General features: G+C 70.0%; 9 protein-coding genes. 2 read left to right on the top strand and 7 right to left on the bottom strand.

The window, feature by feature from the left end; translation table 11 throughout:
• Positions 1–1,993: glycoside hydrolase (locus AOK17_RS03305; RefSeq protein WP_055610734.1), on the top strand; the 1,993-nt coding region annotated here is incomplete at its 5' end.
• Positions 1,994–2,079: 86 nt separating this feature from the next.
• On the opposite strand, the gene AOK17_RS03300 is transcribed toward AOK17_RS03305, so the two are convergent.
• Together AOK17_RS03300 and AOK17_RS03295 are read right to left on the bottom strand one after the other, a co-directional pair.
• Entirely contained in the window at positions 2,080–4,329 is a 2,250-nt protein-coding gene (locus AOK17_RS03300; RefSeq protein ID WP_055610733.1) for an MMPL family transporter, read from the bottom strand.
• Between the two features lie 111 nt (positions 4,330–4,440).
• Complete coding sequence (locus AOK17_RS03295; protein WP_055610747.1) at positions 4,441–5,007, bottom strand: HAD domain-containing protein; 567 nt, start codon at positions 5,005–5,007, stop codon at positions 4,441–4,443.
• A gap of 93 nt (positions 5,008–5,100) precedes the next feature.
• On the opposite strand from AOK17_RS03295, the gene AOK17_RS03290 reads away from it, so the two are divergent.
• On the top strand, positions 5,101–5,592 hold the full coding sequence (locus tag AOK17_RS03290) for a carboxymuconolactone decarboxylase family protein (RefSeq protein ID WP_055610732.1): 492 nt from the start codon (positions 5,101–5,103) through the stop codon (positions 5,590–5,592).
• 133 nt (positions 5,593–5,725) lie between these two features.
• Here the strand turns inward: AOK17_RS03290 and AOK17_RS03285 are convergent, their stop codons facing one another.
• The 5 genes from AOK17_RS03285 to pabB all read right to left on the bottom strand — a co-directional run bounded on the left by AOK17_RS03285 (position 5,726) and on the right by pabB (position 13,142).
• Positions 5,726–6,520 carry an aminotransferase class IV gene (locus AOK17_RS03285; protein ID WP_055610731.1) on the bottom strand — a complete coding sequence of 265 codons (795 nt, stop codon included), beginning with the start codon at positions 6,518–6,520 and terminating at the stop codon, positions 5,726–5,728.
• A 68-nt stretch (positions 6,521–6,588) separates the two neighbouring features.
• Positions 6,589–7,767: an FAD-dependent monooxygenase gene (locus tag AOK17_RS03280; RefSeq protein ID WP_055610746.1), complete on the bottom strand. Its 1,179-nt coding sequence runs from the start codon at positions 7,765–7,767 to the stop codon at positions 6,589–6,591.
• 1 nt (position 7,768) lies between these two features.
• On the bottom strand, positions 7,769–9,373 hold the full coding sequence (locus AOK17_RS03275) for a class I adenylate-forming enzyme family protein (protein ID WP_055610730.1): 1,605 nt from the start codon (positions 9,371–9,373) through the stop codon (positions 7,769–7,771).
• Between the two features lie 41 nt (positions 9,374–9,414).
• Entirely contained in the window at positions 9,415–10,983 is a 1,569-nt protein-coding gene (locus AOK17_RS03270) for an AMP-binding protein (RefSeq protein ID WP_055610729.1), read from the bottom strand.
• Positions 10,980–13,142 carry an aminodeoxychorismate synthase component I gene (gene pabB, locus AOK17_RS03265; protein WP_055610728.1) on the bottom strand — a complete coding sequence of 721 codons (2,163 nt, stop codon included), beginning with the start codon at positions 13,140–13,142 and terminating at the stop codon, positions 10,980–10,982. The genes AOK17_RS03270 and pabB overlap by 4 nt, the downstream gene beginning before the upstream one ends.
• Between the last annotated feature and the right edge of the window lie 14 nt (positions 13,143–13,156).

The following is a 13,156-nucleotide window of genomic DNA, read 5'->3' as shown; positions in this document are numbered from 1 at the left end:
CTCCCCCGACTCCCCCGAGGTCAAGGCCTCCACCCTGGGCGCCCAAGCAGCCCAGACGGGGCGGTACTTCGGGACCGCGGTGGCCGCCGGAAAGCTCGGCGACGGGACGTACTCGACGATCCTCGACCGTGAGTTCAACTCGGTCACGCCCGAGAACGAGATGAAGTGGGACGCCACCGAGCGGACCCGCGGCTCGTTCACGTTCGGCCCCGCCGACCAGATCACCAACCGCGCCACCGCACGCGGACAGCGCGTACGCGGCCACACACTCGTCTGGCACTCCCAACTGCCCGGCTGGGTCAGCGGCATCACGGACGCGAACACACTGCGCGGCGTGATGAACAACCACATCACCACGGTGATGAACCACTACAAGGGCAGGATCCACTCCTGGGACGTGGTGAACGAGGCGTTCGCCGACGGCAGCGGCGGCCAGCACCGGCCGTCGGTGTTCCAGAACCTGCTGGGCGACGGCTTCATCGAGCAGGCCTTCCGCACCGCTCGGTCGGCCGACCCGGCGGCCAAGCTCTGCTACAACGACTACAACATCGAGAACTGGACCGCCGCGAAGACCCAGGGCGTCTACCGCATGGTGCGCGACTTCAAGGCACGCGGCGTACCCATCGACTGCGTCGGCTTCCAGGCCCACTTCGGTACCGGCGGGCCGCCGTCCAACTTCCAGACCACGCTGGCGAACTTCGCCGCGCTCGGTGTGGACGTACAGATCACCGAACTGGACATCGCGCAGGCCCCGACGACCGCGTACGCGAACACGGTGAGGGCCTGCATGAACGTGTCACGCTGCACGGGCATAACGGTCTGGGGCATCCGGGACAGCGACTCCTGGCGGGCCGGGGAGAACCCACTGCTGTTCGACCGGAGCGGCAACAAGAAGCCCGCCTTCCAGTCGGCGCTGACCGCGCTGGGCGGCACCGCCGCCACACGGACCGCGTCCGCCTCGCCCCCACGGACGGCATCCACCGCCGCGACGCGCAGTGCGTCCGATACGACCACGCGGAATGCGAACGATGCCGCCGCGTTGCCCGGCAGCTACCGCTGGAGCTCCAGTGGTGTCCTGATGTCCCCGAAATCGGACTCGACCCACAACATCGCCGGGCTCAAGGATCCGTCGGTCGTGTACCACAACGGCAGGTGGCACGTGTTCGCCAGTGTCGCGAGCGCGTCCGGCTACAACCTGGTGTACCTGAACTTCACCGACTGGTCCCAGGCCTCCTCGGCCACGCACCACTATCTGGACCGCAGTGCCATAGGCACCGGATACCGGGCCGCGCCGCAGGTGTTCTACTTCGCTCCGCAGCGCACGTGGTACCTCGTCTACCAGACCGGCAACGCGTCGTACTCCACGAACACCGACATCAGCAATCCGAACGGCTGGAGCGCGCCGCGCCACTTCTACTCGTCGATGCCGGACATCATCCGCCAGAACATCGGCAGCGGCTACTGGGTGGACATGTGGGTGATCTGCGACAGCGCCAACTGCTATCTGTTCTCCTCCGACGACAACGGCCATCTGTACCGCTCGCAGACGACCCTGGGCCAGTTCCCGAACGGGTTCACCAACACCGTCATCGCGGCCCAGGACCCCAACAAGTACGCCCTGTTCGAAGCGAGCAACGTCTACAAGGTGCAGGACACCAACCAGTACTTGTTGCTCGTGGAGGCGATCGGGTCGGACGGGCGGCGCTACTTCCGGTCCTGGACCGCCGGCAGCCTCGCCGGTTCGTGGTCTCCGCTGGCCGCGTCCGAGAGCAACCCGTTCGCCCGAGCCAACAACGTCGCCTTCCCCTCGGGGACTTGGACCAGGGACATCAGCCACGGTGAACTCGTCCGTGCCGGAAACGACCAGACCCTGACCGTCAACTCCTGTCGGCTTCAGTACCTTTACCAGGGCAAGGACCCCAACGCGGGCGGCGACTACAACAGTCTGCCGTGGCGGCTCGGCCTGCTCACCCAGACCAACTCGGCCTGCTGACCGACCGCGGGCCCCTGCGCAGGCGGGGGCCCGCACCTCCCGTACGGATCGCGACGGCGCCCCGTCCGTTCAGTCGTGGTCGCCGTTCAGTCGTGGTCCCCCTCCGGATCCACGTGCGGCATGATCCGGTCGAGCCAGCGCGGCGTCCACCAGGCGTGCCGCCCGAGCAGGGTCATGACGGCCGGAACGAGGAGCAGGCGTACGACAGTTGCGTCGATCAGCACGCTCACGGCCAGGCCGAGGCCGAGCATCTTGACGACGATGTTGTCGCTCACGATGAACGCGGCGAAGACGCTCACCATGATCAGGGCGGCGCAGGTGATGACACGCGCGGTGATCTCCAGGGCGTGCGCCACGCTGGCCTTCGCGTCCCCGGTGCGCAGCCAGGCCTCGTGGACGCGCGACAGCAGGAAGATCTCGTAGTCCATGCTGAGGCCGAAGATGATGGCGAACATCATCATCGGTACGTAGCTCTCGATGGGCACCTTGCCCGACACGCCCAACGCCGGTCCGCCCCAGCCCCATTGGAAGACGGCGACGACCACGCCGTACGAGGCGGCGATGGAAAGGACGTTGAGGACGGCCGCCTTGAGAGCGACGAGCAGGCCCCGGAAGACCATCAGGATGATGAGGAAGGCCAGGGCGACCACCACCGCGATGATCAGCGGAAGGCGCTCGGCGACGATGTCCCGGAAGTCGACCTGGGCGGCCGTGGTTCCCGTGACGTAGCCCTTGGCGTCGGTGCCCGAGACGGCCTGGGGCAGGGTCTGGTCGACCAGGCGGTTCGTCAGGTCGGTGGTGTCCGCGCTCTGCGGGGCCTCCTTGGAGTAGACCGTGCCCACCAGCACGTCACCGTCCTGGGTGGGCGTGAGCTGTGTGCTCGTGGCCGCGCCCTGCACATCGGTGAGCGACTTCTGCGCCTGTGTCGCCAGCGACGAACGCTGGTCGGACGGTACGGAGGTCTGGTCGATGACGACGGTCAACGGTCCGTTGGAACCGGGTCCGAAGGCGTCCGACATGAGGTCGTAGGCCCGTCGGTCGGTGAACGACTTGGGGTCCGCGCCGTCGCCGATGTGGCCGAGCTGGATCGAGAGCACCGGGATCGCCAGGACGAGGACGGTGACGACTCCGCCGACCAGGAACCACCAGGGGCGGCGCTGCACGCGCTGGGCGTAGCGGTGCCAGGTGCCCTGGACGGGCTCGCCCGGGGCGGCGTTCGTCTCCGCGACGGGGTGGCGCACGTGGTAGCGGTCGATGCGGTGGCCGATGAGCCCGAGCAGGGCGGGGACGAGGGTCAGCGCGCCGATGACGGCCGAGACGACCGTCACGGCCGCGGCCACGCCCAGCAGGCCGATGAAGCTGACCCCGGAGACGGACAGCCCGGCCAGCGCGACGATCACCGTGCAGCCGGAGACGAGTACGGCCCGGCCGCTGGTGGCGGTGGCCCGGCCCGCCGCGCGGACCGGGTCGTCGCCGTTCATGAGGTTCTGCCGGTGGCGGGTGATGAGGAACAGCGCGTAGTCGATCCCCACGCCGAGGCCGATCATGGTGGCCAGCGTCGGGGACACCGTGGCGAAGGTGAAGGCCGTGGCCAGCAGACCCAGGCAGGCCAGCCCTCCCACGGCGCTGATCAGGGCGGTCAGCAGCGGGATGCCCGCCGCGAGCACGCTGCCGAAGCCGACGAGCAGGACGACGATCGCCACCGCGAACCCGATCAGCTCGCTGATCCGGTCGTCGGCGGCGGGCCTTGCGAGTTCACCGAGCGGGCCGCCGTACTCGACTTCCACGCCCGCCGACCTCAGGGGCTGCACCGAGCTGTCCACTCCGTCGAGGTACGAGTCGCCGAGGGTCGACGGCTGTACGTCGAAGCGGATGGTGATGTATCCGGTCTTCCCGTCGCTGGACAGCGGGCCCACGTTCGGCTGCTGGGACTGGCCCGAGGACTGCGACGACTGCTGGGACGGGGCCGTCAGCGGGTTCTGCGCCGAGAGCACGTGGGGAAGTTTCTGCAGGGCGGTGATCGTCTGGCCCATCTGCGAGCTCACCGACGTCAGCGACTGCTTGTCGTCGCGCAGCACGATCTGGCTGCTGTAGCCGCCCGCCGCCGGGTCGTGCTCCTTCAGTACGTCCAGACCCTGCTCCGACTGGACCCCGGGGAGCTGGAAGTCGTCCGAGTAGTCTCCGCCGAACGAGCGGTCCAGCACCTGCAGGGCGGCCAGCACGACCAGCCAGGCCACGATGACGATCACGAAGTGCCGGGCACACCACTCCCCCAGCCTGCGCAGCAGCCCGGGTGCGCGCTGCCCATCCCCTGTACTGGACCGCGTTGGCGACATGGGCTGCTCCCGCCGTGAATGATCACGATTTTCCCCATTAAACGATGCTTTGATCACACCGTCATATGGGGCGTCGTACGGAGGCGGGAGGCCCGTCGGGTGATCCAGGAGTCAGAAACCGTCGGTGGCTTCGGTGGCCAGCCACTCGCCGAGGGCGTCGAAGTCCGCGTCGGTGAGGCCCTGGCGAGGATCCACCCGGTGCAGCAGTGCATGCCCGCGATGGTGTGCGGAGACCCAGGCCCGGTCGATGTCCGCGATCTCGTCGTCGACCCAGACGAACGAGCGACCGGCGGCCCGGTCGACCAGGGCACGGGTCTTCCAGTGCAGTCCGCGCCGCGCGTCCTGTTCGGCCTCCCCGTCGGCCTCTCCGTCGGCCTCCTCGTCGTCCGGCTCCCGCCAGCTCACGACGGCCAGTTCGGGGAGACCGAGCCGCGGGGCGATGGTCTCGTTCGCCTCGGCCATCCAGGTGGTGGCCCAGACCAGCTCGCACGGCAGAGCCATCAAGCGGCATCCGTGCGCGGGGTTGATCCTGGCCAGGAGCGGATTCTCGTCGGGCCCCACCGGGTCGGTCCCGTAGGTCGGATACCCGCCCGGGTACTGACCCGAGGCCGCCCCGAAGGGAATGAGCGGGCCGTCGACATCGAGGAAGAGCAGCGGACGCTCGGCAGATCCGTTCATGGCCGCACGATAGCCGTCCGTCCGGGAAATCGTCACACGGCTATTCGCACAGTTTCCGTTTCCTGGAGGCCATAAGGCGGATAGAGTCGGTCCATGCCGAAGACAGAATCCACACCCCGCGTGGCCCTCAAGAAAATAACCCCAGACGTATCGGGAGCAATGGGCGCGCTGCACGGCGCGGCCGTTCTGGCGGCGCAGGACGCCAAGGTCGAGCCGGAGATCCTTGAACTCATCCGGATTCGCGCCTCACAGATCAACGGCTGCGCGTTCTGCATCGACATGCACACGAAGGACGCCCGCGCGCAGGGCGAGAGCGAGCAGCGTGTGTACGCGCTGAACGCCTGGCGGGAGACGCCCTTCTTCAACGAACGGGAGCGCGCCGCGCTGGCGTTGGCCGAGGCGGTGACGCTGGTGCACGACGGGCACGTCCCGGACGAGGTCTACGCGGAGGCGGCCGAGGTCTTCGACGAGGCACAGCTCGCGGCACTGATCTGGGCGGCCACCGTCATCAACGCGTACAACCGCATCGCCATCGCGACACGGATGATTCCGGGCGCCTATCAGCCGGCCCAGAAGAAGGCCTGAGTGATCCCCTGGAAGTGATCCAGGAAATTCACTGAATTCGAATACGTGTAATCGCGCCGGGCCGAACGCATTCGGTCCGGCGCGAACCTTTCCCCTCTTTTCCCCTCTTTATTGGATCAGGCTCTTTATCGGATCAAGCAGGGGGCAGGGGCTCCATCAGGCCGTCCAGCCATTCCCGCCATTCCTTGGCGAAGAGGTCCTGACCCGCTTCCATGGGCCGGCCTTCCCAGCCGGTCACCGGACGAATTCCGTGCAGGGCGTTCACCAGCCACACCTCCCGCCCGGCGAGCTGCTCAAGGGTCCGCTCGCGGTGGGCCATCCGGATCCCGGTGTGCAAGGCCCGCTCCTGGATGAGGCCGGTGGTGACGCCGGCCAGGATCGGCAGTTGCTGCGGGGGCAGGCACAGGGTGTCGTCCTCCCACCACAGCACGCTGGAGGTCGCCGCCTCCAGCACCAGGCCCGAGGGGGCGATCAGTACCGCCTCCTCCGCGCCCTGTCCCCTCGCCCGCTGGCGGACCCGGGCCAGCACGTCCAGGTCCGGTCCCTTGCGTCGTGGCACGGTTCTCGGGTCCGGCTGGCCCGCCGCCCACACGCGTACCTCCGGAGCGATCGGCGGCGCGTACCGCAGCAGCAGCCGCAACTGGAGGGAGCCGGCCACCAGTTCGACGCGGGGAAACCACGATCCCGTACGGGGCAGCGCGGCCGTCATGTCCCGCCAGAACTCGTCGAGTTGATCGGGGGACGGACCTCCGCAGTCGCCGCAGGATCGCAGGAACCGCTCGCGGTGCCGGTCGAGACCGCGCACCTGCCCGTCCCGGACGAGCCAGGAGTCCGCGACCAGCAGCTGTGTGTCGGCCGCCAGGCCGGCGATCAGACCACGGCCGGGCATCCACGCCAACAGCCCCTCTGCGGTTGCCGGTTGTGTCATCAAGATACTTTCTCCTCTCGGTACGTCCATCAGTACGGCCGGTGCGTCGGGTTTTTCAGTTGCTCCGGTCAGTACTTCCGGCCGGCGCTCGCCGGTGATCCGTTCCTGGGACCGTACGGTGCGTGTTCCAACCAGGCCCCGCACCAGGGCAGTACGGGTGCCAGGGCCGCCGCGGCCCACTGTTTCGCCCGTACGGTTCGACGGCTGGGCCGCAGATGGTCCAGGGCAGCGCCGGCCGCGTCGCTGTTGAACCGGGCCGCCGCCCGCCGGGCCGCCGCGAACTCCGCGACCGCCTCCGTGGTGCCGGCGGCCACCGCCGTCGCTGCCGCCGCCGCGTCCGCGATTCCGCTGTTCATGCCGCGGGCGCCGAAGGGCGGGAAGAGGTGGGCCGCCTCGCCGACGAGCAGCACGCGGTGCTCCTCGTCGGTGAAGGTCGCCGCGACCTTGCGGAGGAAGTGGTATGTCGACACCCACAGGATCCGGTCGGCGTACCCCTCCCCCACGACCGCGGGCAGCCATCGCCGTACCGCCTCCTCGGTGCCGTAGGACTCCTGAGCGTCGTCGTCACGGCACTGCAGGTCGACCTGGAAGCCCCCGGTGAACGGCACGCGCATGACGCTGCGTCCACCGACACCGGGGTGCTCGTAGTGGAAGACGCGCTCCAACGGCAGGTCGGCGCCGGGGATGTCGGACACGTCCACCACGACGTGGAAGCCCTCCGAACGGGTGCCCTCCATGGGGATGTCCAGCTCGCGCCGGACCGCCGAGCGGGCGCCGTCGGCGGCGATGACATGGGTACCCGTCCAGCCGCGCCCGTCCTCGCTGCTCACCGTGACCGAGGAGTCGGTGACCTTGACCCCCGTCACGCGCGCGCCCCAGGCGATGTCCACTCCGGCCGCCTCGCAGGCCGCGAGCAGGAACCGCTCGGTGTCCACCTGGCGCAGACTCGTGAACGGGGGCGGGAAGGAAGGCGGCGGGAACGACTTGGCGTACACCTCGCGGCCCCGGTACAGGGTGCGTCTGGTCTGCCAGGTCCGTCCGTACGACGTGATGCGGGCGGCCAGCCCGGGGCGCATTCCTTCGAGGAGTTGAAGTGTCTCCTTGTGGACGAACAGGGCGCGGCTGCCCGGCCGTTCGCGTCCCTGGGGATCAGCTTCCACGAGGGTGACCGGGAGTCCGTGGGCGCGCAGGCCGAGTGCGGCCGACATGCCCACGGGCCCGGCGCCCACGACGATGACTTGGCTCACGTCAGGCGCCACCGGGATGCTCGGTGGTCGCGGTAGCGGTGGCGGTCGCGCTCTCGGTGAGCATGCGGGTGATCTCCACCCGCTTGACCTTCCAGGTGGAGGTCATCGGCAGTTCGTCGAACCGCCACTGCCGCGGGTAGGTCATCTTGGGGAGGTCGGCGGTCGCCTCGTGCCAGCGTTGCAGGTCGAGGGGCTGTTCGCCCCGGACGACCACCACCGGTACCGGCTCGCGGTCGACACCCGGCACGATGACGACCTCGCGCAGTTCGTCGAGGCGGGACATCAGCGTGTCCTCGATCTCCAGGTTGCTGTGCACGGAGTCGATCTGGTCGATCTCACGGTCGATCAGATAGAGCGCGCCCCACCGGTTCCGGTAGCCCATGTCGCCCATCTGCCACCAGCCGTCGCCCAGTTGACGGTCGTACTGGTCCTGGGCGCCGAGGTAGGTGAGGATCCGGCCCCTGGTGCGGGCCTCGATGCGGCCCGCTGTACCCGGCTGGGTCCGCCGTCCCTCGCTGTCGGCGATCCGGACCCGGGTGAAGCCGGGGATGGCGATGCCGACGCGGCGGCCGTCCGCCCTGGCCGCGCTGCGGCGCGTGTACCACTGGAAGGCGACCGGGCCCGTCTCGCTCTGCCCGTACAGCTGCATCAGCCACGGCGAGCGCCGGTTCGACGCGCCGAGCAGCCGCTGCACGGTGCGCGGGTGGATCGCGTCGAAGGTGCTGCCGTACGAGCGGACGCGGGCCAAAGGTGCGCCGGGGGCGTCGGCCAACTCCTCCCAGAGTACGAAGGTGTTGGGGTGGGTCTCGACGATTCCGGGGCGGTGCCGGGCGAGCAGCGGGCCCGCGGCGGCGGGCTCGGGGTCGGTGATGAACAGCAGCGGGCTGCCGAAGTGCAGCAGTACGCCGAGCAGGTGGTAGAAGCGCGAGTGCACGAAGGACATGTGCAGCGCCGCCGTCTCGCCGCGGGTGGGCCAGCCCATGGCCTTCTGCGGTACGAGCCGGTTCCACATGGTGTTCGGGCAGTGCACGGCGAGCTTGGGGGTGCCGGTCGTGCCCGAGCTGTGGGTGATCAGCGCGGGTTCGCGCGGGTGCAGCCGGACGGGCCCGTGGGGCGGGGCGCCGGCGTACTTGTCCAGCGGGACCGCTCCGGGCGCGTCGTCCACGGTGAGGGTCTGCCGGACGAGCCGGGCGATGTCGATGTCCTTGAGCGGTCCGGCGAGCTTCGCCCGGTCGGTGACCAGCCAGGGCTCGCGGAGCCGCTTCAGGAGCCGGCCGACGACGGGACCCTCAAGGCCTGGCGAGAGGAGGACGGGGACGGCGCCGATCCGGGAGACGGCACAGGTCAGCAGGACGATGTCGACGTTGTCCGTCTTGTGGACGACGACCTGCTCGGAGGGCCGGACACCGGCCTCCCACAGCCGCCCGGACAGGTCCTCGACCAGGGCGGCCAGCACCGGGTAGCTGAGGTCGAGACCGAGGTCGGGGTTGACGTCCAGGGGCCGGTCCAGGGTGACCGGGACGGCTCCGTGCCGGGCGGCGGCCTGCTGGAACATCGGGCCGAGATAGAACCCACGATCGGAGAGCAGGGACTGCGGCTGTGGCATGTGCCCTTTCCTTTCTGGGGTGTTCGCGGTCATGGCCACGGTCACCACGCGCCCTGGCGTACGAGGTGGCGGCGGAGCTTGCCGGTCGGGGTGCGGGGCAGCGACGGCACGACGTGGACGGTTCTGGGGGCCTTGAAGGGAGCGAGGTGTGTGCGGGCCAGGGCGATGAGCTCGGACTCCAGGCCCGACCTGGTCGCCGCGAAGGTGGGGGCGGTCGAGGGCGACACACCGATGACGACGTAGGCCCGCAGAGCGGTCGCGCCGCGGTCGTCGGTGACGGCCGCGACGGCGACCTCGCGTACCGCCGGGTGCTTGCGCAGCACGGCCTCCACCTCCAGCGGAGAGACGGTGATGCCGCCGACCAGCTCCATGTCGTCGGAGCGGCCCAAGTGCCTGTAGGTACCGTCCGGTTCGCGCCACGCGCGGTCCCGGGTGTTGAGCCAGCCGTCGACGAGGACGCGGTCCGTCTCCCCGGGCAGGTTCAGGTAGCCGGTCGTCAACGTCGGCCCCTTGACCCAGAGTTCGCCCTCCGAGCCGTCCGCCACCAGGTGTCCGGCGCGGTCGCGCAGCTCCACGTCGAAGCCGGGAACCGGGCGGCCGACGGTGCCGGGGGTGTTGGCGTCGAGGCTGTTGGCGCAGAAGGCGTGCCCGGCCTCGGTGGAGCCGATCTGTTCCAGGACGGGTGCGCCGAGCAGTTCGGTGACGCGCTCGCCGAGTCCGGCGGGCATGCCCTCGCCGGCCGACACCGCCGCGCGTACGGAGGCGAAGCAGGCGGCGTGTCCGTCGGCCCGGTCGGCGACCAGGGCGGCGTACGCCGAGGGGACGGAGTAGAGCAGGGTGACCCGGTGGCGGGCGACGAGTTCGTCCACCGCGGCGGGCGAGGGGCGCCGGTCGACCAGTACGGCGGAGGACCCCGAGAAGAGCGGGAAGACGAAGGCGTTGCCGAAGCCGTACGCGAAGAACAGCTTCGACACCGAGAGGGTCACGTCGTCCGGGGTGATGCGCAGCAGCGGGTCGCCGATGAGTTCGTGGTACGTCCCGGGGTCGCCGTGGCAGTGCACAACTCCCTTGGGGGTGCCGGTCGTTCCGGAGGTGTACTGGATGTAGAGCGGGGTGCGCGGTCCTGCCGGGTGGGCGCCGGTGGTCGGCGGGGTGCTGCGGGTGAGCGCGACGAGCTGGTCGGCGCCCAGCCGGGTCCGGCCGGCGAACCGCTCCTCCAGTCCGGGCCCTGTCACACAGAGGGCGGCTCCGGAGTCCTCGGCCATGAACTCGTGGTCGGCCGGGGGCAGTTCGGGATTGACGAGGACAGCGACCGCGCCGAGCCGGGCGGTGGCCAGGAACGCCGTGACCCAGGCGAGGGAGTCGGGCAGCACGAGCAGCACCCGGTCGCCGGGGCAGACACCGTGGTCCGCGAGCACGCTCGCCGCGCGGGCGGCGAGGTCGTGGACCTCGCCGTGGGTCCAGGCCCGGTGGCCCTGGTGGAAGGCGGGCCGGTCGGTCCAGCCCTGGCCCTCGGCAAGTGCGGCCAGCCCAAAGGCCAGGTTCCCGGCCTCGGTCTCGGTGCCATCGGCCGTGTCGGTGGGGCTCGGGGCGGAGGTCGTGGGCGTCATCGGATCTGCTCCTGCAGGGAGACCGGCTCGGCGGTCGTGGTCTCGCGGAGGGCGCGTAACTGCGCGGCGGTCTTCAGCAGCATCTCGTCGTACTCCGCTTCGGGTTCGGAGCCGAGGACGATCGCGCCGCCGGCTCCCAGGTGCATCCGGCCGCCGGTGAAGACGGCGGTGCGGATGACGATGTTGAGGTCGGCTCCACCGCTGCAGCCGAGATAGCCGATGGCTCCGGAGTAGATACCGCGGGCGGCGGTCTCCAGTGAGTCGATGATCTCCATCGTGCGCAGTTTCGGCGCTCCGGTCATCGAGCCGCCGGGGAAGCAGGCACGTACGCAGTCGACGGCTTGTGTGCCTTCACGGAGGCGGCCCTCGACGGTGGAGACCAGTTGGTGCACGGTGGCGTAGGTCTCGGTGGCCATGAGGCGCGGCACCCGGACCGTTCCGGTCTCGCAGACGCGGCCCAGGTCGTTGCGGAGCAGGTCGACGATCATCAGGTTCTCGGCGCGGGTCTTGGCGTCGGCGGCGAGCGAGTCCCTCAGCCGGGCGTCCTCCTCCGGCCGGTCGCCGCGGGGCGCGGTGCCCTTGATGGGCTTGGCCTCGGCGAGGCCGTCCCGGGTGATCCGCAGGAAGCGTTCGGGGGACGCGCCGGCCACGGTCAGGTCATCGAACTGCAGGAAGGCCGCGTAGGGCGCCGGGTTGATGCGCCGGAGGACCCGGTAGTAGGCCAACGGGTCGGGTGGCGCGGGTAATTCGGCGGCGTCGGTCAGACAGATCTCGTAGCTCGTGCCGGCGTTCAGCTCGCGCTTGCACGCCTCGATGTCGGCGAGGTAGGTCTCGCGGTCACGTACCAGCCAGGGTTCGGCGGCGTGCAGGTCCGGCTCGGAGGCGGCCTGCGGGGTCACGGCGGGCCCGGCCGCCGACACGAAGCTCAGCTGCGCCACCGTGCTGTCGAGCCAGTCGCCGGCGTCCTGCGTGCCCTGCGGGGTGTTCTCCGCCAGGCAGAGGGCGTAGGTGAAGCCGTCCTGGTGGTCGACCGCGATCAGCCGGTCGGCGAAGAGCCAGGAGGCGTCCGGGGTTTCGGCCCGGTGGCGGTTCGGTGAGCCGCAGTCGGCCTTGAGCTCGTATCCGAAGTAGCCGACGTATCCGCCGGTGAAGTCGAAGGGCAGCTCGCCGGCGTCCACCCGCCGGGTCGCCAACTGCCGCTTCAGATAGTCGAAGACGCTGGCCCGCACCTTGCGCGGGGGCCGCCCTGGCCGCTCGACCTCACAGACACCGGACTCGACGTCGTACCGTACGAACTCGGCCAGCGGACCGGTGCCGTCGCCGAAGAACGAGAAGCGGGACTGCCCCTCCTCGACCCGCGAGCTGTCCAGCCAGAACGCTCTGGGCGCGTCGGCGCACATCCGGGTGAAGGCCGCCTCGGTGTCCACGGCGGTCGCGATCCGGCGGGTGTGCAGCCGGTACCCGACGGGCGCGGAGCGCCGGGGGCGGGGTACGAACGCCGTGGCGGCGCCAGCTTCGGTTCGGGACTCGCGAGTACGGGACTCCCGCGTACGGGACTTGGTCAGGCGGACCCCGCGACTGCGCGCCGCCGTGAGACTGCGGAAGTTCAGGAACAGCCGGTGGCCGTACTCGGTGAGGATCGACTCGGGGTGGAACTGCACGCCCCACAGCGGCCGGGTGCGGTGGCGCAGCCCCATCAGGACGCCGTCCTCGGCCCAGGCGGTGCCCTTGAGGCTCGGCGGCAGCGGTTCCCGTACGGACAGCGAGTGGTAGCGGACCGCGGTGAAGTCCTGCGGGAGGCCGCTGAACAGGCCTTCGCCCGTGTGCCGGATTCTGGAGAGATGGCCGTGCCGGGGCTCCGGTGCGGCCGTCACCCGGGCGCTCTCGCCCGCCGCGATGCCCTGGTGTCCGAGGCAGACGCCGAGGACGGGGATCGAGGACTCGGCGAGCACTGTGGCGCTGATGCCGAAGTCGCGTGCCTGAGCGGGGTGTCCCGGTCCCGGGGACACCACCACGTTGTCGAACCCCCGGAGGTCCGGAAGATCGTCGGCCGAGGCGTCATTGAGGATCACCACCGGCTCCTGGCCGTTGACCTCGGCAATCAGCTGGAACAGGTTGTATGTGTACGAGTCATAGTTGTCGATGAGCAGGGTCTTCACCCGCCCACCCCCCT

Source organism: Streptomyces phaeochromogenes (assembly GCF_001418655.1).
GTDB lineage: Bacteria > Actinomycetota > Actinomycetes > Streptomycetales > Streptomycetaceae > Streptomyces > Streptomyces phaeochromogenes.
Note: the sequence above shows the minus strand (reverse complement) of the source record. Positions and strands in the feature narration are given on the sequence as shown.